A 21,140-nucleotide genomic window follows, 5' to 3' on the forward strand; every position below is an offset into this window, starting at 1 on the left:
CACTCAGCCCGGCGCGACACTCGGTTGGGGGGGCCGAACGGAGCACCCGGGCGGAATATCGGACGACACCACCGACATCGCGCCGACCACCGAGTTCGCGCCGACGGTGACGCCACGCAGGACCATCGACCTGGCGCACAGCCACGCGCCGTCCTCGATGACGATGGGCGCATTGTCGAACTCGAAGGTCGGCGACCTGCGGTCATGGCTACCCGTGCACAGGTAGGCGTACTGGGAGATGCACACGTCGGAGCCGATGACTATGCGATCGATGTTGTAGAGGTCGGCCCCGGTCCCGATCCAGGAGTCGTTGCCGATCGACAGCTTCCACGGCCATTGGACATTCACCCGGTGCTTGATCAGGACACCCTCACCGACCTCGGCGCCGAACCAGCGCAGGGCGGCGCACCGCAGTCGGTTGGGACACCACACCTGCGTGAACAGCAGGGTGGATGTCGCCACCCAAAGGCACTGTGCGAGAAATCCACGACCCTTGTCGTAGGAACGGCCGCGCCGAGCAGCCAACGACCGAGTCGATCGCGTGCTGGCCATGCGTACCTCCCCCGGTCGGTGACCGACTGGTTCAGCAGACAACGGCTATGAGATTACGCCCGCAGTGTGTCGGGAGCCACTAGTGTTTGAGTCACGCCCCGGCATAGCCGTGAAGGGGATGACTCATGGCCGGTATCGGATTCGCACCGGCCCGGACGTTCGCGGAATTACAGCGCGCGCGGCGGGCCGTGCTGGCACAGGTCGCCGTATTCGCCGCCGGCGCCACATCTTTCGTACCGATCGCCAATTTCACAGTCACCGGATTGTCGGTGGTGTGCCTACTGCTGGTGCCCGGATTTCTGCTGATGAAGCATCGCGGGGTCGAGCTGGTACCGCTGGTGCTCGCCGCACTGGGGTGGATCTCCTACATTGTGTCCGGCCTGGTCAACGGGGTCAGCATGCTGTGGCCGAATGCCATTGCGCCAGCGGCATTTTCTCTGTATCTCGTCGGACTGACGGTCATCACCGGCCGGGCGGTGGCGTCGATCGCCACGGCCCTCGCAGGGGTTGCCGCGGGTAGCGTGGTCTTCTTTCTGATCCGCGGGATCGAGCTGACGCGGACCGGGAGCTTCCTGGACCTATGGAAGTACGGCATCGCGCAGTCCGTGACGATCCTCATCCTGTACGGAATGGCGAGGAAGGCGCGCACACCAAGGTTCGCCTTCCCTGCAACCCTCATGCTGCTCGGGCTGGCCAGCCTCGGCCTCAACTTCCGTTCACATGCGGCGATCTGCCTCGCCTCGGCCGCGATCGTGCTGACCCGGCAGATCGTGGGATCCCGGATCAGGCGCGGTTGGCAGTTTGCCGGGATCGCGGTATTCGGCATCGCCTTTGCCTACGCAATGCCGATCGTCGCCCGCGCGGGAGTGTTCGGACCGGCATTGCAACACAAGACCCTCGAGCAGCAGGCGACCCATCTGCCACTGCTGCTAGCCGGTCGAACCGAGCCACCGATGTCGGTCACCGCCATCCTCGAGCGTCCCCTGCTCGGTTGGGGTAGCGCACAGAAGCTGACGCCGGATCTGTACACCGCGGCGGAACATCTCGCCGTCCGGATGGGCTTCGAGCCCACCTTCCCCTTCGAGCTCTACTGGCGCCTGCCGCCCCGCGACTATTCGGCGATGCACTCGATCCTGCTCGGGTCCTGGGTCGAGGGCGGCGTACTGGCCACTCTGCTCCCGCTGTGGCTGCTGGTCGCCTGCTGCGGCCTGGTGTGGAACCTCGAGCGGTACGGAGTGTGGGCTCCCCTGGTGGTGACCATTGCCGTGCAGGGCATCTGGGACCTGGTGTACTCGCCGTGGACGTACAACACGCTCCCTGTCTACGCATGCATCGCGTTGTTCTACTCGGCGGCCCACTTCGTCCGTCCCGTCGTCGGGGACACCGGTCCACCATGACCCGGCCGGCCGTGACACCGCGGGTCAGTGTCGTGATCCCAACGGTGGGGCGGGCATCACTCGCCCGCGCCGTGCGGTCCGTCCTCGATCAGACGTACCGCCCCACAGAAATTCTCGTGGTGGCGGACACCGAGGCCCCGCTGTCGCTGCCGGCGGATGAGCGGATCGTGCAGCTCAGGCCGGGCGTGGGTGCAGGCCCGGCGCGGTGCCGACAATTGGGTATCAACGCAGCGACCGGCGGGGTGATCGCGCTACTGGACGACGACGACGAGTGGCGCCCCGACAAGCTGCGCCGGCAACTCGACGCGGTCGCGGCCTGCGCCGGAGGCCAATGGATTGCCTCGTGCCGGATGGATGTCGAGGGTCCCGGTGACCGGCGGCGGACGTGGCCACGACGGATCATCGAACCCGGCCAGTCGGTGGCGGAGTACCTCTTCCGCTTCACGGACCTGACGTTCGGCGGCGCGGTCCTACAGACATCGACGCTCTGCTTCCCCACCGAGGTCGCGCGCAGGGTGCGGTGGGACGCCGACACCGGCTCGCCGCACGACGAGCCGAGCTGGTTGATCCGGGTTCAGGCGGCCATGCCCGGCGTGCGCTTCGTCCAGCTCCCCGACGTGCTCAGCACCTACCACGTAGAGGGCGAGTCGCTCTCGCGCAGCACTATCGACCGCACCGATGCGTACATCGGCTGGGGCCTGCAATATCTGAGCCGCGAATCGCCGCGAGTGCGGGGAGACTACCTCTGCACCAGCCCGGTCAGCGCCGCTGTGTCGGCTCGATCAGTCAGGGGTGTGCGACATTCGATCTCGGCGGCGCTGCGCCACGGCCGGCCCGGCCCCTGGGCGCTCGGCTACGCGGCCATGAACACGGCGCGGGTCCTCACGTTGCGGGCGCGAGCGGCGGTCCGGCCAGCGGAACGGCGCCCGGCGACGGCACAAAGCCCGTGACCGTGCAACCCGTGCCGGCCAGCCAGCTCGCGCCCGAGGAGAAGCGCGCGCTGGTTCGCGGCACCTTGTACCGCATCGTCGGTACCCCGGTGGTGGCGGCCCTCGGCCTGGTGAACACCGCCGTCATTGTGCGAGAAACCGGGGAGGCCGTGTTCGGCCTGGTGTCCCTCGTCGCCACGGTGACCCTGTTGTTCCCCTTCGCCGACCTCGGGATCGGGGCGGTCGTCCTGAGCGCCAGCGCCCTGCTCAACGGACCGAGTCATGACCCGCGTGCAGTCGACGTCATCCGGCGTGCCTATCGGGTGCTGTTCTCGGTGGCCGCCGCCCTCGCCACCACCGCGTTCGTCGTGATGGCGACCGACGGCTGGGGATCGCTCATCGGATTCTCGAGCGGCCCCGACGACCGGTGGGCAATCACCGTCGCCGCAGTGGTTTTCGCCCTCACCATCCCCGCCGGGCTGGGCGTGCGCATCCTCATCGGGATCGACCGAAATCAGCTGGCCACCCTCGTATTGATGAGCTGCGCTGCATTCGCGTTGGTGCTGACCGTACTGCTGCACTCGATGGACGTCGGAGGGATCTGGTACGCGCTGTCGGCGCTGGGCGGCGTGCTCGTCGGGCACCTCCTTGGTACCGCGCTCGCACTGCACCTGTCCGGCCTCGGATGGTCGGCCTTCGCGCCGGTGAGTGCCTCCTCGGCCCGCGCCCGACTGCTGAAGGGCAGCCTATGGCTCTTCCTCGTCGGGGTCGGGCTGCCGGTGGGACTGCAGACGGGCAGGGTCCTCCTCGCACACCTCTCCACTCCTGCGCAGTTGTCCGCATACGCGCTGACCGCGCAGATGTACGCGGTCGGTTGGTCGGTTCTCTCCACCGCGGGCATGGCCTACTGGCCGGTCTTCGTGAAGAGGCGGGATGCTGCGGAGGCGACGGTCCGAATCTGGTGGCGTCTCACCGGCGTCCTCGGGGGGTCCGCCGCGGTCGCCGCGGTCGGTCTGGCAGCGCTCGGCCCGTGGGTCGCGTCGGTGCTCTCGGATGGGGAGATCACGGTGCCTGTATCGCTCGCTCTGGCGTTCGGTGCACTACTCGTGGCGCAGGCCATGTACTTTCCGGCGGGCGTACTGCTGACCAGGCCGACCGAGGCGCGGTGGCAGACGTGCTGGACAGCCGCCATGGCCGCGGTCAGCCTTGGCTGCGGTATCGCCCTGGCGGGTCCGTTCGGAGCGGTCGGTGTGACGTGTGCGGCGGCGTTGGGCGTGTTTGCTGTGCAGGTGGTTCCGGCCTTGCTGTGGGTGCCCACCTTGGTCCGTCGTCGTCCTGCTGCGGGACAACTCGACGTCTAGTGGTGCTGCTCGCCTGGCTTGCCGGTGAGTGGCCGAGCGAGCGGGGCGACGACGGTGACGCCGGCCGCGACGTCATGAATCACGGTGGCGTTGGCACCTACAGTCGCATTGTCGTGCAACGTGATCGGACCCAGTACCACGGCCCCTGCCCCGACTCTGACGTGGTCGCCGAGCGTGGGCCGACCTCTCGCGTCGTGCCCGATGGTCACCTGCTGGTTGATCCAACCGTGGCTCCCGATGACCTCAGCGGTGACGATCGTTCCCACGCCGTGCTGAATGAACAGTCCGGGACCGATCCGCTCGGCGTCGAGCGTGAGCGTCGGCTCCGGCCGGTACAGCGTGCGGAGAACGAAACGCAGCACCGGGTGGGCCGGACGGAGACGGTAGTGGACCAGGGTGCGGAACTCGGGCAATGCGCCGGCTAGGTACGCAAATCGTGCGTAGCGGTCGAGCTCGAGCAGGGCCTTGCTGCCGATGCATTCGAGCCACCAGTCGACGTCCACCGCGACCGACTCCGACACGCCCGAGCGTTTGACGGACCACCACAACGGGCCGGCCCATACCCGGGCCGCACGCACCAGGACTGCCCGTCGACCGCCGGAGGTCATCGACCAATTCTAGGGTGGTGAGCGGGTGTCCGCGGGACAATGTACTCATGGCACCTCAGCCGATAGCGAGAGATGCTCGCCTCTACATCGCCGGTCACCGAGGTCTCGTCGGATCGGCGTTGTGGCGGCACTTCGCAGTGTGCGGATTCCAGAATCTGATCGGGCGCAGTTCCGGCGAGTTGGACCTACGTGATCGGCGCGCGACCGAGGCGTTCTTCGCCCAGACGCGACCGGAAGTGGTGATCGCGGCAGCGGCCCGGGTGGGGGGGATCGCCGCCAATCGGGACCGCCCGACAGAGTTCCTGTCCGACAACCTCCGCATCCAGGTCAACCTTCTCGACAGTGCCGTGGCCACGGGCGTCGGACGGTTCCTGTTCCTCGGCTCGAGTTGTATCTACCCCAAGTTCGCCGATCAACCGATTCGCGAGGACGCACTGCTGACAGGCGCGCTCGAGGAGACCAACGAGGGCTACGCGATCGCAAAGATCGCCGGTATCGCGCAGGTTGCGGCCATCCGCAGACAGCACGGGCTGCGGTACATCTCCGCGATGCCGACCAGCCTGTACGGCCCGGGTGACAACTTCCACCCCCACGACAGTCATGTCCTCCCCGCCTTGATCCGCCGCTTTCACGAGGCCACACTCGAAGGAACTGACCAAGTTACCTGTTGGGGCACGGGGAAGGCCCGGCGAGAGTTCATGCACGTGGATGACCTGGCCCGAGCCAGCCACTTCCTGCTCGACAACTACGACGAGGACCAGCCGATCAATGTCGGTACCGGATCCGACCTGACGATCGCCGAGTTGGCGCACCTGGTCGCCGAGGTCGTCGGCTACCGCGGCGAGATTCGATGGGACACCGACAAGCCGGACGGCACGCCGCGCAAGGTACTCGACGTGCAGCGGCTGAGCAGGCTCGGATGGATAGCGACCATCCCGCTGAATCAAGGCGTGCGTGAGACGTACCAGTGGTACCTCGCGCAGCAGGGCGCCTACCGGACCTGACGATTCCGGTTCACCGCGATTCGACACCCCAGCCCGGCAGCGCAGGCCGGTCGATGCCGGGGGTACCGCCGAGTTCGAGTGCCCGGATATCGGCCGCCACCATGATCTTTGCCAGATCCGGGGCCAGCACCTGAGCCTTCCAGCCCAGCTCCGACTGGGCCTTCGACGAGTTGCCGATCACCGCGTCGATCTCCGTTGGGCGCAGGTAGCGGTCGTCGAATCGAACGTACTCCTCCCAGTCGAGGCCGACGTGCGCAAACGCCAATGCGAGGAACTCACGCACCGAACAGCCAAATCCGGTCGCGAGCACGTAGTCGTCAGGGGCGTCGGCGTGCATCATCCGCCACATGCCCTCGACGTACTCGGGCGCGTAGCCCCAGTCCCGCACCACGTCGACGTTCCCGAGGTACAGGTGCCGGTCGAGACCGGCATGAATGCGGGCCACCGCGCGGGTGATCTTGCGCGTGACGAAGGTTTCGCCGCGCCGCGGCGACTCGTGGTTGAACAGGATGCCGTTGACGGTGAAGAGCCCGTAGGCCTCCCGGTAGTTGCGAGCAGTCCAGTACGAGAACAGCTTCGACACGCCGTATGGCGACCGCGGATGAAACGGGGTGTCTTCGTTCTGCGGTGGCGGTGACGACCCGAACATCTCCGAACTGGATGCCTGGTAGAAGCGGCAGTTCAGGTCAAGGTGCCGGACGGCCTCGAGCAGCCGGACAGTACCCAGACCCGCAGTGTCGGCCGTGTACTCGGGTTCGTCGAAGCTGACCCGAACGTGTGACTGTGCCGCAAGGTTGTACACCTCGTCGGGCGCGATCCGGGACAGCAGTGTGATCAGCCGAGCGCCGTCCACCAGGTCCCCGAAGTGCAGGAACAACCGGGCGCCGGGCGTGTGCGGATCGACGTACAGGTGGTCTATCCGGGCGGTGTTGAAGGTCGAGGCACGACGAATGATTCCGTGCACCTCGTAGCCCTTGTTCAGCAGTAACTCCGCCAGGTAGGAGCCGTCCTGACCGGTGATTCCGGTGATGAGCGCACGTCGGGTCATCTGTGCCCCTCCCCCATTCGGGCCCGCCGTGCCCCCGCAAGATCCCGGACCCATTCCTCGTACCGGTCCAGCGCCGTGTCCTCGGACAGGGTGGATGCGACGTAGCGACGGCCGGCGTCGACAAGTCGCCGAGCTACCGCCTGATCGGTGCCCAGGCGCACGGCCTCGCGGAGCAGTAGCTCCGGCCGACCAGCCGGCACGCAGATCCCCGCGCCTGATGCGGCGACCTCGAGCTCGGTGAACCCACTGGCATCGGTCGCGGCGAGAACGGGTACGCCCGATATGAAATAGGAGGTCAGCTTGCTGGGCACCGCCATCTGCGCAACCCCGGGCCGCTCGTTGACCAGCAGCACATCCGCAGCTCCCAGTGCTGCCGGAAAATCGTGCTCGGGAACCGGAGGCAGGAATTCGAGTGCGGCGACGCCGGCCGCCTGATTCTGGAGCTTGGCGCGCTGGTTACCGTCTCCGAGCAGGACGAACCGGACCCGACGTTGGTGATCACCGGCCATTCGGGCTGCCTCGATCACGTTCTCCAGTCCCTGCTTTGCGCCCATGTTCCCGGCGTGCAGGACCACGATGTCGTCATCACCCCAGCCGCGCGCGGCGCGGAAGGCTGCACCCGCGCGAGGATCCGCCGGTGCGATATGCGTCCAGTTGCGGATCACACGGATCCGACTCCGATCGACGCCCAGCCTGTCAACCAGGTCAGTCGTGAACCCGCTGTGAATGACCGCGACGCTGTCGGCGCCCCGCGCGGTAACCGACTCGAGGGTACGGACGGCACGTGCTGGGGCACCCGACATTGCTTCCGTCTCGACGACCGCCCGGCTGTACACGTCATGAACGAGCAATCCGACTGCCGGACGTCGTCGCGTCAACCGGGTCCGGGCGACAGCCAGTGCGACGGCAAGAAGCGGTGGACTCACACACACCACGACCTCAGGCCGATGCCATCCGCTCGTGAGCAACTGCAGGCCGAAAGTCAGTTCCATCGCGACGCGACCGCCGGCCGAGTACGGCTGAGGAACATAGTGCCTGAACCGGCGCACCCGGACACCAGCGGCGACCTCCTCAGTTCGAAATCCGAGATGGCCCGTCGCACGCATCCACTGCGGGTAATGCGGGTACCCCGTCAGGACCGCCACCTCGTGTCCACGAGCGGCGAGGCCGGTCGCGAGGCCGAATGTATACGGCGCAATTCCGGTCGACTCGGGCACATAGTTGATCCCGAGAATAGCGAGTCGGATCCGGTCGCCGATCACAGTTACCGAGCCTAATCGGCCTCGGCCGCGGAGCGTGCGCCGATTGGTGGATCTAGTGCAATCGCCCTCTGGTTGGCCGTACGCTGGGTCGCAGAGAACCCACCGCCGGATCGCGAGGTAGGGAAGGCCTCTGCGCGTATGCATCGGTGCCACGACCCGTTGAACGCGGCGCATCTGCCGAGACCGCCTTCGAGAAGGAAGATCCTGCGACCAAGGTTCGGACCGAGCACGATCCGGTCGGCCTCGTGGTCGCGGCTGCGGGAACTTCCTCGGCATGAAAGGCAGGATCTGAAGTGACAACAGTCCTCGCGAACCCCGACATCACTGATGACGAGCGACGTGCGCGGCTCTACCGCGGACAGGTCTTGGTGTATTCCGCGTCCCCAGAATCGCTCGCACTGGTCGAGCATGCCCGCAGCCTCATCGCAGAGGCGTTCGGCTCGAAGGATCCGCAAACCGCACAACACGACCTGCCCGTCGAGGACTTCGCTGCGGTGCTAGCCAAGCTGAAGCCGAAGTTCATCCACCACCCCGAGTCGAAAGTCCGGGTCAAGACGCTACTCAGATCCTTCTGCTGCGACCTCGACCGGACGTACTTCGACCTTCCCCGCATGCGCACGTCGACATCCAACAACTACCTGACATCTGGCATCTCGTACGCCTTCCACCCGCACCGCGACACCTGGTACTCAGCACCATTCAGCCAGCTGAACTGGTGGATACCGATCTTTCCGGTCGTGCCGGAGAACGTGATGGCGTTCCATCCGCAGTACTGGAGCAACCCGGTGCTGAACGGATCGAGGCGCTACAACTACTACGAGTGGAACCGCACCAGCCGGCAGACTGCCGCGCAGCACATCAAGACCGACACCCGTGATCAGCCGAAGCCCGAGGAACCGTTGCAGCTCGATCCGCAGGTTCGCGTCGTGCCCGATGCGGGCGGCGTCATGTTGTTCTCCGGCAATCAGTTGCACTCGACCGTGCCGAACACCTCGGGGCAGACGAGGTTCAGTATCGATTTCCGTACCGTGAACGTTGACGACGTGATCGCACGGCGTGAAGCGCCGAACATCGACTCCGAGTGCACCGGCACGTCGCTCCGAGACTTCCTGCGCGCCCGAGATTTCGAGCGAATCCCAGAGGACGTCGCGCTCACCTACGAGGGCGCGGCGCCGACCGATGTCTGATCCACTCCAATTCATCGCGCCGATTCCGAGGATGCGGACGGATGGCGCAATGTGGGTGTCTGAAGTACGCCGGCTCGAGTCACTCGGCTTCGACACCCTCGCCGTTTCCCATCACGTCAGCCACGGATGGCAGCTCGCGCCGATCGTCGCAATGGCATTTGCTGCAGCCAACACTTCACGATTACGTATCCTCTCGCTAGTTTTGGTGAACGACCTTCATCACCCCGCATTGCTTGCAAAAGACATTGCGACGATCGACGTGCTCTCGGGAGGGCGGGTCGAACTCGGGATCGGGCCCGGCTGGCAAGCCGACGACTACACCGCCCTCGGCGTGACCTTCGAGAGCGCGGGCACCAGGGTCGCGAGATTGACCGAGTCCCTCGAGGTGATCCGTCAATACTTCACGAGAGATTCGGTCGATTTCGTCGGCGATCACTATCGGATCAACCAGATGGAGGCACTTCCGCCGTGCGTACAGCGGCCGAACCCGCCGATACTGGTCGGCGCCGGAAGTCCTCGCATGCTCGATCTCGCCGGACGGACCGCGGACATCGTCGGAATACACGCAAGAATGAACGACAATACGATCGACGATGCCGCCACCACTGACCTGACCGCTGCCCGGATCGACTCCAAGATCGCGATGGTTCGGGCTGCTGCTTCTGCTGCGGGGCGACCGCCTCCCCGACTCCAATTCAGCTGCCACCACGTTCACGTCACCGATGCACCCTCAAGGTCTGCACCGCGTTCATCGTGGGCGCACCATGCCGAAGCTCAAGCTGACCTGTTGAGAGATTCGCCTGCGTTACTCATAGGCACGGCGACGCGATGCGCACAGCAGTTGCTCGAATGGCGCGAAAGATTCGGGATCACCTACTGGCACCTCGGACACGATGTCGATGCTGCTGCCCGGATCATCAACGAGGTCGCTCGACTGACCTCCGTCGGAGGACCTTGAATGGCGAGATCAAGGCGCAACGCCGGTCTTCTCATGGCTCGATGGTTCAGTGCTGTTGGTCCGCTACGCGGAGTTGGAGTCAGGCGAGCGGTGGCGTCGGTCTGCCTGCTGCTGCTCATAGCCGGGTTCGTCGGCGTGCCGGTCTACGTACGACCGCAGGTCGATCCGCTGCAGCCCGCCGATGCGATATTGATCCTCGGCGGCGCCGATTCCCGCCGGTATTCGTTCGGTCTCGAACTCGGCGCAGCCGGCTGGGCACCCACCGTGGTCCTGTCGAACCCCTACGGGGCGAAAGACGAGTGGTTAACCGAACTTTGCGCGACGCCACAAACCAACTTCGAGTTGGACTGTTTCGTCCCTGATCCGCCGACAACAAGGGGCGAAGCGCAGGAACTGCACCGCCTTGCAGCGCAGCATCAGTGGCATCGCGTCATCGTCGTCACGTACACACTGCACATTTCACGCGCGCGGTACATCGTCGGGCACTGCTTCGACGGTGAACTCACCATGGTGGCAAGCCCGACCGACTTATCCCTTCCGGAATGGGCTTTCGGATATGCGTACCAGACGGCAGGATTCCTCAAAGCCATTGCACAACAGGGTTGCTGAACGATGCGCTTCGCTATCAACGTAATCTTCTCCGCCATTGTCTCGGTGAGCGTGAACCCAATCGAGTGCCGGATCAGGTTGTACCGCAACCGATTCAGGTGCCCGTTGCGTTCCCAGATGAGGGCCTTTTGGGTTCGGGCAAGTATTTTCAGGCCCTCGACTTCCACAGAGTCCTCGGCTACCGGACGCAGTTGCCGGCGTTCGGTTCGGACCATGTCCGCCAGGACATGGCGTCGCCGGTGTCGCGCTTGGCTCCGGCGAGGGAGAACGGCTCCCGGCATCGTGCGGACTGCAGCGGGTTGATTGCGTACGAGGAATCCGCAGCCGCGCAGGGCGGTGACCCAGGGTCGGTTGTGACGTTCGATGCCGACGGTGACGTCGTCTCCCTCGGTGCTGCGCTCGCCGACGTTCACCAGCAGTTCGTCGAGGCCCTCGACATTTTCTGGTATCTGGAACCGGGCAAGGGTGTCGCCACCTTCTGACATCAGCTCGATGTCGTGGCGGCCTTCCACCCAGTCGTCTCCGACGATGATCATCGCCAACCCAGCAAGTCATATTCTTGCAGTTCAGGGCACCTTTCATTGTGAGTGACACAGGCCCCCTGCCGATTCAGCGTGAAAGCGCGAGGTTTGCTTGCCGTCGGCGAATGGGGGTCAGTAGGGTTGAAGGCGGTCGGGGGTGGCCCTAGCGTAAGGAATGGAACCCTACGGGTAAGCCGCGGAAGCCGACGCGCTCGACGACAAGGGGACGTTGACATGGACTTGTTCGATGTCGCGCGATCGTGCTTACGCCGCTGGTACATCGCGCTTCCTCTACTTCTCATCACAGCCTGGTACGCCCACAATGCCTACAGCTCGGCGAAGCCCGTCTATTACGCGAATACTGTGCTCGGCCTCGCACCACCCAGCGTCCGGCAGGAATCAACCTCGGTTCAGGGCGAGATTCGCCGAAACGGCCTCCTGGACATCGGCGGAGCCTCGTTGGTGGCCAACCTGACCGCCCTCGGACTGCGAGACCCCGCAGTCGTAAGCCAGGTGGCCGCCGCCGGTGGCCTGCCCGACTACGTTTCGAAGATCTTCCCCACCGATGCACCCAACCCACAGTTGCCCCTCATCATGATCGAAGCAACGTCCCCAGATCCTTCTGCTGTTTCCAAGACGCTAGAGCTGGTTTCGGCACAGGCCGAAGGGACGCTTCGAGCCATTCAGGAGCAGGCCCATGTGCCCGAGGACCAGATGGTGGCACCCTTCGTCGTATCGCCGCCGAGTATCCCCTGGGGTGGGATGCCGACCCGGACCCGTTCGACGATCACGATCTTCGCTGCAGGCGCCGGGCTCTCGATCTTGTGCACCGTTCTGGCTGACTTGCTACTGCCGCGACGCAAGTCGCGCGTGCAGGCACCGCCGCAAGCGGGAACAGAGGCGGCAGCCGGCCCGAATCCCGCACCCTCGCGGAGCGATACTCACGAAGATGACGCCTCACCCGACAACAAGGATCAATCACCCGCCTACGAAGGTCCCCTGGACGCCAGATGAACACCACCGAGTCGGCTGCGCCCCGAGTCGGCATTGCGCGCCGCATCGAACCGACAGAACGCACCCCGTGGCTCCTCGGTTTTCTCTGCGTTCTGATTCCCGCCCTGCCGACCTATGTGGTCTTGGCGGGACCGCTGAAGAGCAACGGTTCACCGGCACGAATTGTCGCGGTCATACTTTTCGGGCTGGTCTTGCTCGGTTTCGTTTCGATCCGGCGAACCACGACGCCCCGGACTGCGAGTCCGGGGAAAATGATTATACTTCTGTACTTCTTTGCGCTGCTCCTAATATATGGAGTCGGCCTGCTCCACTGGGACTTCAGCGACCCGGTCGTCGCGGCGAACAGGACACGCGCGATCGTGACGGCGTTTGCCTATGCAGGCATTGCACTCTACGTCATGGACAGAATCAAGACGCCGCGGCAGCGGGCAATCATTCTTGGCTGCCTCGCAACCGGGCTAACCTTCAACTGCATAGTCGGGGTACTACAAAGCTCGACGACGATCGACCTGCGTATGATCTTTCAGCCGCCCGGATTTGTTGTCAACGCCGACCCACGGTTTCTCGAACTTGTCAATCGCGGCGGCGCTGTTCGCGTCATGGGCACTTCTCAGCACGCAATCGAGTTTTCAACGCTGGCCGCAGTAACGATCCCACTGACCCTCCACCTTGCACGCTACACCGCCACCCGGTGGCGCCGCGCATTCGCCGCTGCCGGATGCTGCGTTGCGTTGCTGGCGGTTCCAGCCGCAGTCTCGCGAACCGGAGCGATCTCTCTAGTCACGGTGTTATTGGTCTACATGCTTGCTTTCAAAGTTCGACAGTTGGCCTTGGCCATCGTGGTCGGATCCATCGCGTTTGCCGGCTATGTCGCGATATTCCCACAGATAGCGAGTGCACTGTGGGGAACAATCACCGGTTCGGAAGAAGACCCGAGCATTCGAGCGCGAACCGAGGACTACGCGGGGGTGTCCCGAACATTCCACGAGCATCCTGTATTCGGCCTCGGCTTAGGCGGAGAGCCACGCCTACTGGACAATGAGTGGCTTCAGGCAATCGTGCAAGGTGGCGTCATAGGGCTCTCCGCGATGCTGCTTCTCGTCGTCGGTGGGGTTCTTGGAATATCCGCTCGATTGCGCCGAGCGACGTCACCGCGAGAGCGGGACGAGGCCTACATGCTCGGATCCATGATAGCCGGCATTATGGTCTCCAGCACCACATTTGACCTGCTCCACTATCAGCAGGCAAGCCTTATTCTTTTTATCGTATTCGGACTGCTGTGGTCCACATTCACCGTTCCGGTTACTGGACGAAACGAAACGCTATTTTCATTATCGGCTTGATCGGCTGGTTTCGTCACGTTCCCAGCGCGTGCTCCGACGCGTAGCAGTACGCCGCGCAGCCAACGCCATAACAATGTATACGGCCGCGTCGCAGGCAGAGCGGGGGCCACGGATAGTACGCATAAGTGCGCGCGCAGTGATGGACGCGGTCCGCGGCCCTCGTTCGGGGTCATAGGCGAGAAGTTCGGTGCCGCCCCTGTGATGACGACCCAGGACTGTCAGCAGTCCGCGGACATCGGACGGCGTGCGCCACACGCTTGGTTCGGTCTGTACGACTGCCTTCTCGTCGATGTCGAACTGACTGTCCACGAACAGATCGTCTCCCGTGAGGTCCGGAAACACGCCGATTCGTTCGTGCCCTCGCGCACTGAGTCCGTAGACTCCTGCCCACCACAGCGCTTGCTGGTGCGCTGAAATTCGTCTTCGGGCCCGGTAGTAGCTCCGAACCAGTGGCCCGGCGCCGTCGGAGTCATAGCGAAACCTTGGCCGGGCGGCCAGTACGTCGCCTAGAGAAAGCCTGTCGAGTACCGCGATGACCGCGACCGCGGTAATCTGAATGTCGGCATCCAGGTATAGTCGCGGCCACAAAGTAGCTAATTCATCTCCGGCGTTGAGCGCCGAGGGTTTTGACCCCTCCTCCAGCACGATCACGTGTACACCCGGCACCGAATGTGCAATGTCGGCGGTGTTGTCCGTGCAGCCATTGCATACCACGATCAGCTCGATATACCCGTCGACCGCCGCCTGACTCAGCGGGGCGAGCGTTCGTTCGATCACCGCCGCCTCGTTGTAGGCCGGGACAATCACCGTCCCGCGCATGCGTGGACCCGATATCTGTTCCACCAAAGCAAGTTTGGTTGCCTGTGGAAGTTCCCGCCACCGATGTCGGTTCGCGACGACAGCGAGTGTGCGGCGATGATTCGGGTCGGCGGACCGCACTACCTCAGCCATCACGACCACCACCCGAAACAGCGCCGCATACCCCCACCAGTGGTGTCGTTCCACGTAGCGGACACGGTTGACGGTCGTGAGAGTCGCCAGCGCCGACGAGGTACCTGACCCACCCTGCCGATGTTTCACAACCGCGGATGGCTCGAATCGAACGCGCTTGCCGGCCTCCCGGATACGACGGAAGTAGTCGGTCTCCTCCGAGTACAAGAAGTACTCTTCACTCCATCCTCCCAACTCGCGAGCAAGCGCGGCCCGAACCAACAGCGCGGCTCCTGTCGCCCAGTCCACATCACGTGCCGCAACGTAACTTTCAGGGCGGTAATCGAATTCGGACAGAAATTCGGGCCGAGTACGCATCAGCCTACTGCCGAGGAATGCGTCGCCGACAGCTCGCGTCAGCGACGGCTCGCGACACAGCGAGGTGTAGACCGCTCCCTCACTGTCGAGAATGAGTGGAACCACCGCCCCGATTCGATCGTCATCGAGCGCCTCGAGCAGTCGCGCTACTGCGCCCGGCGCCAACCTCAAGTCGGGATTGAGAATCAGTACGGCGTCGCATGGTTCGGTGAACGGCAGTCCGACGTTGATTCCACCTGCGTAGCCAAGGTTCCCCCCCGACTCGATCAACCTGATGTCGGAGTGCGCGCGAATCAACTCGGCTGTCCCATCCGACGATTGATTGTCTACGACTACCACACGAATCGAATTGCGGTGAGCCTCGATCCGCAGGTCACCGATCAGCGGGGAAATATCGGATGCGCTGTTGTAGGTCACTACCACCGCAGTGACATCGACATGGTGGTCGGAAGTGACGAACCTGCCTCGTTCGGCCTCGTCTCGTGGAGACCCCGTCAATCCTGAATCGCCCACCCGCTCGACCTTTCGACGCTACTCGCTCCGGGCAGATCAGCCCGGAGCGACGTGCACGCTCTCTCGAGGATAATATCCCCGCCACTTCATTCACCCAACGTCGGCGGACCACCTGGGTTCGATACGCCGAGCGCTCTGGCTCACAGCGCTTGCAGGACCGGCACCACCACAATTCCGACTGTCGCGAGGGCTTGGAACCCGGCGAGACCGAGCAGTGGCCAGGAATGTCGGAGACGGCCGCCGATGAACAACGCCACGATCGCAAGTACCGCAATCATCTCAATCGGAAGCTCAACATACTTCTGATACATCTGCGAGGCCGGTGTGGTCGCAACTGCCAGCGCGAGCAGAGACGATGACAGGATGATCGCAGTCCGCCGATCCAGGAGGAAGTACACGATCGTGCATGCAAAGCCACCGATGAATGCAAGCGCGACGAGAATTGGTGCGCGTCCGGCGAGGTCCGGGAACTCGGCAACGACGGACCACACCACCCCACCTCGACGGGAATCGTCCGGAAAGGAGGTCGCTGCACTTGGGCACACAACAGCAGGCAGCGATACAACGACCCCTACTGTCGCCGCAATCCGGGCATGGTCACGGATGACGCCGGTTCGCATCGTCGCGAGCAGCACCGGAACCGCGAAGACAGCGGCAACAGCAAATGTGAATGCAACTGAGATCCAACTCTGCGCCGCACCCGAAGCATTGAATCCGCGCATGGCCGGAGGCGTGAGACCACCCCACAGCGCCACGAGTACGGCGAGGACAGCCACACCGGGAACCGTCATCCGTGCAAGCGCACGAAATTTTGTCGACCAGGGTTGGCCGTGGAGACAGTGCAGGCAGGCAAGAACGGCGGGCACGAGGGTCCACACGAAGGTCTGGCGAGTCGCGATGGCAGCAGCGATCAGGACCCCGATCGCGACTTGTCGCCGTACTGTCAGATCACGCTCCATCATAATCAGCGCAGCCATCGTGAACAGTATGGCGGCGTCGTCGGTCAGCATCCACAGGGCGGACTGCCAAAAATATGCCGAAAGCAAGAGTGGGGCGACCGCAAGCGCGCGCCAATAGGCGGTCGGGACATTTCGAGCGTGCCATACGGCGAGTGCGGCCAGTAAGGCCGCGAAAAGCGCGCCCACAATCTGGGTGCCGGCTTCCCCAAAACCAAGTGGACCTGAGATCGCAGCAACCACCAAGTGGTAAAGCGGCCCAGTGGCGGTATTCAAGTCGACAATGTTGATGTGCGGGAATTCATCTCGGATCTGAGTCACCGACGGAAGATGGAAACTCTGCTGGTCGTTGCCGCCCGCGGTGGCAACGACACCGAGGGCGGCGACGAGTGAGGTGCAGACGAGCACCAAGCCTGCCGCCGCTGCCGCCGAGGAGTAACGACGCACCTGTCGCTGCGTGGACTGATGACGCGTCCGGGCGGGCGAAATCATCACAGGGAGTCCGATACGCTGATCATCTACCACCTCCGGCCCTGACCTGCCGCGGCCTTGCGGACGCCGCGCCACCGAGAAGTCAACCCGCGCAGTGGAATTAGTAGGTCATGGACTCGTCTGATGATGGCGCATGCGATTTCAGGATGCCTGCACCACTGCCATCAGGACAGCGTACTGCCATCTGTACATTTTGAGCAGATCGGAAGCTCTCAAGGCAGTCGAGCCCGGCGCTAGCCCCCTCCGCCACCTGCCCAAGCAGTGTCCTCCGGCGCCCAATTCGGCCAAGAGTAATACACGAAACAGGGGCTAAACGGTTACCCTAAGTATCCTAAGTGTGTCTGACGGCAAGCGGAGCCAGTTGGATGCCACGACAGGTTCCCGGTTCGCCGTCACACATACACTGCTGGCGCCCGCGTGACGCCGGCCCGGTGAAGGGTGACGCCGAAATGGCGCAGTCTACGAACAACACAACCCTGGGCCTACAAGTTGGCGACCTAGTCGAGGTCCGTAGCGCCGAGGCGATCATAGCGACCCTCGACGAGCGGGGCGAACTGGATAGCCTCCCGTTTATGCCGGAGATGCTCGAGTTCTGCGGCCAACGGCTGACCGTGCACAAGGTTGCGCACAAACTGTGCGACACCATCAGCCGCACCGGCATCCACAAGATGGACAACGCCGTGCATCTGACCGGCTCGAGATGCAGTGGCGCGTCACATGGCGGCTGCCAGACCGAGTGCTCGCTGTATTGGAAGGAAGCCTGGCTCAAGCGAGTTGACTCTGGCACGGTGATCCCGGCGACCGGCAACCACATCGACCTACCACTGCTGGAGGTGAATACACGCAAGGAGTCCGGGCCGGACGGTGAGCCTCGCTATTCATGCCAGGCGACCGAACTGATGCGGGCTGCGCCGACTTGCCTGCCTGCCCGCAACCTCAACCAGTACGTGACTGATGTCAAGACCGGCAACGTCAGCGCCCCAGCGTCGCTGAGGGCCTTCCTCGTCGCGCTTTTCAACCGGCTGCAAGATGTCAGCAAGCGGGTGCTTCCACGGAAGCTGTGGTTCCGTGACGGCTTACCCTGGGGCTTCGTGAAGGGAAAGGTCGTCGGCAGGACACCGGTCGAACAACTGAACCTGCAACCCGGCGAGATGGTCCGGATCAAGACCAAGGAGCAGATCGAGGCGACCCTGAACGAAGATCGCCTCAACCGGGGCATGGGCTTCGAGGAGGAGATGTCGCGCTACTGCGGTGGCACTGCGCGCGTGCAGGCACTGGTCACCAGGTGCTTGGACGAAAGAACGGGCCAGATGCTGACGATGAAGACTCCCTGCATAATCCTGGAGGACGTCGTCTGCGCCGGCGTGTACAACGCCAACTGTCCTCGCGAGTTCGTGTCGTTCTGGCGGGAGATCTGGCTCGAACGTGTCTGACGATGCGGATTCAGCCACCGGGGAGTCGAATGCCGAGCAGGTCGATATTATCGGCCGTAAAGCAGGCAGGGGCCTGACGTGGAGCCTGCTCGGCAACCTCTGCACCAAGGCTGGATCGTTCGCGATCGGCTTGATCCTGGCCAGGCTGCTCACTCCCGCGGACTTCGGCGTGTACGCGGTGGCACTCGCCGCAGCGGCCTTACTCATGCACGTCAACGACATTGGCATGATCGCGGCGGGCGTGCAGTGGCGCGGCAAGCTGGAGGAGATGGCGCCGACCGGTTCCGCTATCGCGGTGGTGGTCAGCGTCCTCGTCTACGGCGTGTTCTGGATCCTCGCACCCTCCTTCGCCATGCTCGCGGGAACACCGGCCTCCGCGCCCGTGGTGCGACTGCTCACCCTGATCATCATCGTTGACGGAATCACCTCCATGCGCTCGGCTGCGCTGATGCGCAGGTTCGAGCAAGACAAGCTGACGAAAGCAACCATTGTCGGCATGTTCGCCAACGCGGTGGTCGCACTGCCGTTGGCGTTTGCCGGCGCCGGCGCGTACAGCTTCGCGGGTGGCCAGGTGACGGCATCGATCGTCACAGGCGTTCTCGTGTTCAAGATGGGCGATCTGCCGGTCAGGGTCGGATTCGACAAGGCGATCGCGAAGAAGGTACTCGCCTTCGGGATACCTCTGGCTGCCAGCCTGGGCATCGAATCCATCCTGCTGAACGCCGACTATGTGATCGTCGGCAACGTGCTCGGCGCCACGGCACTGGGCTACTATCTGTTGGCGTTCAACATCTCCAACTGGGTGCCTGGCCTGGTTGGCACTGCGGTCCGCTACGTGTCGATCCCCAGTTTCTCGCGGCTAGCCGAACAGGGGCCGCAGGCGCTCGCACTCGGCGTGCTGCGCGCGGTTCCCGTACTGGTCTCCACGGCCTTACCCTTTGCAGTGCTGATGGCGACACTCGCTACACCGATGGTGCTGTTCCTCTACGGCGATCAGTGGGGCCCGTCCGCAGACGTGCTGCGCTATCTCGCGGTCCTGATGGTCGTGCGGATGCTGACATCGCTGGCGTTCGACATCTTGACCTCCTTGGGAGCGACGAAGGCCACCGTGTGGCTCAACGCCGGTTGGGCCATAGCGCTGATTCCCGCCCTGTGGGTCGGAACCCACCTGGACGGCGTCCAGGGCGCAGCCATCGCACACGCCGCTGTGGCGGTACTCATCGCGCTTCCGTTAGCCGTGCTTGCCTTGCACCGTGCGGGCATCAGCCTGGTACCGACGCTGCCTACACTCGTGCGTCCGGCGATCGGTACCGCGCTGGCTGCCGGTGTGGTCATGCTCGTTGTCCCCTTGGTCAACGGTGGTGCGTTCGCGCAGTTGGTGCTGGCAGGCGGCATGGGCATGCTTGTCTACATTCTCGTGGTGGTCCCGATGGACCAATTCCGCCAGTTGAAGGTGCGGCTGGACCGCGCCCATTGAGCCTCAGGGGGATCTCCCATGCGCTACGCCAACACGCTGGTCTCGGTCGGATTGCCGGTCCGTAACGGGGTCGAGCGGGTCGAGGGTGTGGTCGAGTCGGTCCTCAGCCAAGACCACGCGAATCTGGAACTAGTGATCTGCGACAACGCATCCACCGATGGCACCGAGGAACTAAGCCGCAGCCTTGCCTCACGGGACAGTCGGATCGTCTACCACCGCAACCCGGTGAACGTGGGAATGCTCAACAACTTCATGATCGCACAGCGGTTGGCCACCGGCCCGTTCTTCCGATGGCTGAGTGACGACGACTGGCTGGCGCCGAACTGTGTATCGCAGAGTCTCGAGGTGTTCGCGGCGGACACCCGGTTGATCCTGGTGACTAGCCAGGCGGAATACACCGGACCCGACGGTGTCACCCAGTCCGCCACCTATGATGGCACCGCACTCGGCTCCGACGACCCGGTCACCCGCTTCACCGAGATGCTACGACTGCTCAACGAAAGCCACCTGCTGATCGATCCGTTGTACGGACTGGCCCGGCGGGAGCCCGTCGTGCGCATCGCGCGTCACAACATGATTAGCGAGGACGAGGTATTCGCGAGCAAGTTGGCGCTCGCGGGGCCGTGGGGGCACGTGCACGAGACACTCGCGCGACGGAGCTTCAAGCATCAGAAGCCGTCGATCATGGCGCACAGGCTAGACGTGCCGTCGTGGCAGGCGCACTTCACAACTACGTTGCAGTGCAGGGAGATGCTGCGCTGGCTTGCCGAGTGCGACCTCACTGCACAGCAGCGCCGTCGGGCCCGACTTGCGGTCGCGCGGATGTACGCGCGGCGTCAACGGATCGTGGCGACCCGTCGCGGCCGTAAGCTCGTCGGGATCGCTCGCGAACTGGGAGGGCGCTGAACAATCCAACAGCCGACAGACGGTCGTCTCGACGCCAGTCCGGCGTTTGACCTGCGATAATGTTGACATGCAGGGTGATTCGGGTTCGCAAAGTGACCTGTGGGATGTCTCGTCGGTGGCGGAACATCTCCTCCATGCCGGGAGTGGGTTCTCGTTCCTCCCCGAGCACCGGTTCGATCTGTTCCCGCCGGAGATGTTCACCGAGCTGGCGACACCAAACCCAGCACCATGCACGGCCGCGGCTTGACGACAACCGGCATGG

18 protein-coding genes and 1 pseudogene are annotated in these 21,140 nt (G+C 63.9%); 12 read left to right on the top strand and 7 right to left on the bottom strand.

Annotated features, from left to right (window positions below; all coding sequences use genetic code 11):
• Positions 1 to 3: 3 nt before the first annotated feature.
• The gene (locus tag AC1DWC_RS14670) at positions 4 to 462 is read right to left on the bottom strand and encodes an LbetaH domain-containing protein (protein WP_477909109.1); all 459 of its coding nucleotides are present in this window, start codon (positions 460 to 462) and stop codon (positions 4 to 6) included.
• Between the two features lie 215 nt (positions 463 to 677).
• Here AC1DWC_RS14670 and AC1DWC_RS14675 point away from each other — a divergent pair, with 215 nt between their 5' ends.
• From AC1DWC_RS14675 to AC1DWC_RS14685, 3 genes are read left to right on the top strand one after another with little or no spacing between them, the layout of a single operon-like run.
• Positions 678 to 1,949 carry a hypothetical protein gene (locus tag AC1DWC_RS14675; protein ID WP_477909111.1) on the top strand — a complete coding sequence of 424 codons (1,272 nt, stop codon included), beginning with the start codon at positions 678 to 680 and terminating at the stop codon, positions 1,947 to 1,949.
• Positions 1,946 to 2,899: a glycosyltransferase family 2 protein gene (locus AC1DWC_RS14680; protein ID WP_477909113.1), complete on the top strand. Its 954-nt coding sequence runs from the start codon at positions 1,946 to 1,948 to the stop codon at positions 2,897 to 2,899. The genes AC1DWC_RS14675 and AC1DWC_RS14680 overlap by 4 nt, the downstream gene beginning before the upstream one ends.
• On the top strand, positions 2,896 to 4,239 hold the full coding sequence (locus AC1DWC_RS14685) for a lipopolysaccharide biosynthesis protein (RefSeq protein ID WP_477909115.1): 1,344 nt from the start codon (positions 2,896 to 2,898) through the stop codon (positions 4,237 to 4,239). The genes AC1DWC_RS14680 and AC1DWC_RS14685 overlap by 4 nt, the downstream gene beginning before the upstream one ends.
• Here AC1DWC_RS14685 and AC1DWC_RS14690 read toward each other — a convergent pair.
• Entirely contained in the window at positions 4,236 to 4,847 is a 612-nt protein-coding gene (locus AC1DWC_RS14690; RefSeq protein ID WP_477909117.1) for an LbetaH domain-containing protein, read from the bottom strand. The two genes, AC1DWC_RS14685 and AC1DWC_RS14690, sit on opposite strands and share 4 nt — an antisense overlap.
• Before the next feature lie 47 nt (positions 4,848 to 4,894).
• Here AC1DWC_RS14690 and AC1DWC_RS14695 point away from each other — a divergent pair, with 47 nt between their 5' ends.
• On the top strand, positions 4,895 to 5,851 hold the full coding sequence (locus AC1DWC_RS14695) for a GDP-L-fucose synthase family protein (RefSeq protein WP_477909119.1): 957 nt from the start codon (positions 4,895 to 4,897) through the stop codon (positions 5,849 to 5,851).
• A 10-nt stretch (positions 5,852 to 5,861) separates the two neighbouring features.
• Here the strand turns inward: AC1DWC_RS14695 and gmd are convergent, their stop codons facing one another.
• On the bottom strand, positions 5,862 to 6,899 hold the full coding sequence (gene gmd / locus AC1DWC_RS14700; RefSeq protein ID WP_477909121.1) for a GDP-mannose 4,6-dehydratase: 1,038 nt from the start codon (positions 6,897 to 6,899) through the stop codon (positions 5,862 to 5,864).
• Positions 6,896 to 8,161: a glycosyltransferase family 4 protein gene (locus tag AC1DWC_RS14705; RefSeq protein WP_477909123.1), complete on the bottom strand. Its 1,266-nt coding sequence runs from the start codon at positions 8,159 to 8,161 to the stop codon at positions 6,896 to 6,898. The genes gmd and AC1DWC_RS14705 overlap by 4 nt, the downstream gene beginning before the upstream one ends.
• A gap of 293 nt (positions 8,162 to 8,454) precedes the next feature.
• Between AC1DWC_RS14705 and AC1DWC_RS14710 the strand changes: the two genes are divergently transcribed.
• The 3 genes from AC1DWC_RS14710 to AC1DWC_RS14720 all read left to right on the top strand — a co-directional run bounded on the left by AC1DWC_RS14710 (position 8,455) and on the right by AC1DWC_RS14720 (position 10,915).
• A complete protein-coding gene (locus AC1DWC_RS14710; RefSeq protein ID WP_477909125.1) occupies positions 8,455 to 9,348 on the top strand; it encodes a phytanoyl-CoA dioxygenase family protein in 894 nt (297 codons plus the stop codon).
• The gene (locus AC1DWC_RS14715; protein WP_477909127.1) at positions 9,341 to 10,306 is read left to right on the top strand and encodes a TIGR03621 family F420-dependent LLM class oxidoreductase; all 966 of its coding nucleotides are present in this window, start codon (positions 9,341 to 9,343) and stop codon (positions 10,304 to 10,306) included. The genes AC1DWC_RS14710 and AC1DWC_RS14715 overlap by 8 nt, the downstream gene beginning before the upstream one ends.
• A gap of 90 nt (positions 10,307 to 10,396) precedes the next feature.
• Positions 10,397 to 10,915, top strand: coding sequence for a YdcF family protein (locus AC1DWC_RS14720; protein WP_477909129.1), 519 nt, complete (start codon positions 10,397 to 10,399; stop codon positions 10,913 to 10,915).
• A gap of 134 nt (positions 10,916 to 11,049) precedes the next feature.
• On the opposite strand, the pseudogene AC1DWC_RS14725 reads toward AC1DWC_RS14720, so the two are convergent.
• Positions 11,050 to 11,451: pseudogene (locus AC1DWC_RS14725) on the bottom strand (IS110 family transposase); the annotation flags it as partial.
• A gap of 219 nt (positions 11,452 to 11,670) precedes the next feature.
• Here AC1DWC_RS14725 and AC1DWC_RS14730 point away from each other — a divergent pair.
• The gene (locus AC1DWC_RS14730) at positions 11,671 to 12,450 is read left to right on the top strand and encodes a hypothetical protein (RefSeq protein WP_477909131.1); all 780 of its coding nucleotides are present in this window, start codon (positions 11,671 to 11,673) and stop codon (positions 12,448 to 12,450) included.
• On the top strand, positions 12,447 to 13,793 hold the full coding sequence (locus tag AC1DWC_RS14735) for an O-antigen ligase family protein (protein ID WP_477909133.1): 1,347 nt from the start codon (positions 12,447 to 12,449) through the stop codon (positions 13,791 to 13,793). The genes AC1DWC_RS14730 and AC1DWC_RS14735 overlap by 4 nt, the downstream gene beginning before the upstream one ends.
• Here AC1DWC_RS14735 and AC1DWC_RS14740 read toward each other — a convergent pair.
• Together AC1DWC_RS14740 and AC1DWC_RS14745 are read right to left on the bottom strand one after the other, a co-directional pair.
• Entirely contained in the window at positions 13,782 to 15,614 is a 1,833-nt protein-coding gene (locus AC1DWC_RS14740; protein WP_477909135.1) for a glycosyltransferase family 2 protein, read from the bottom strand. The two genes, AC1DWC_RS14735 and AC1DWC_RS14740, sit on opposite strands and share 12 nt — an antisense overlap.
• Before the next feature lie 140 nt (positions 15,615 to 15,754).
• Positions 15,755 to 17,062 (bottom strand): hypothetical protein, encoded by a 1,308-nt coding sequence (locus AC1DWC_RS14745; protein ID WP_477909137.1) that lies wholly within the window; start codon positions 17,060 to 17,062, stop codon positions 15,755 to 15,757.
• A gap of 572 nt (positions 17,063 to 17,634) precedes the next feature.
• Here AC1DWC_RS14745 and AC1DWC_RS14750 point away from each other — a divergent pair.
• From AC1DWC_RS14750 to AC1DWC_RS14760, 3 genes are read left to right on the top strand one after another with little or no spacing between them, the layout of a single operon-like run.
• A complete protein-coding gene (locus tag AC1DWC_RS14750; protein ID WP_477909139.1) occupies positions 17,635 to 18,495 on the top strand; it encodes a hypothetical protein in 861 nt (286 codons plus the stop codon).
• The gene (locus AC1DWC_RS14755) at positions 18,488 to 19,972 is read left to right on the top strand and encodes an oligosaccharide flippase family protein (RefSeq protein ID WP_477909141.1); all 1,485 of its coding nucleotides are present in this window, start codon (positions 18,488 to 18,490) and stop codon (positions 19,970 to 19,972) included. Before AC1DWC_RS14750 ends, AC1DWC_RS14755 begins: the two co-directional genes overlap by 8 nt.
• An 18-nt stretch (positions 19,973 to 19,990) precedes the next feature.
• Positions 19,991 to 20,878: a glycosyltransferase family 2 protein gene (locus tag AC1DWC_RS14760; protein WP_477909143.1), complete on the top strand. Its 888-nt coding sequence runs from the start codon at positions 19,991 to 19,993 to the stop codon at positions 20,876 to 20,878.
• Positions 20,879 to 21,140 lie beyond the last annotated feature (262 nt).

Source organism: Rhodococcus sp. P4_C10 (genome assembly GCF_056402135.1).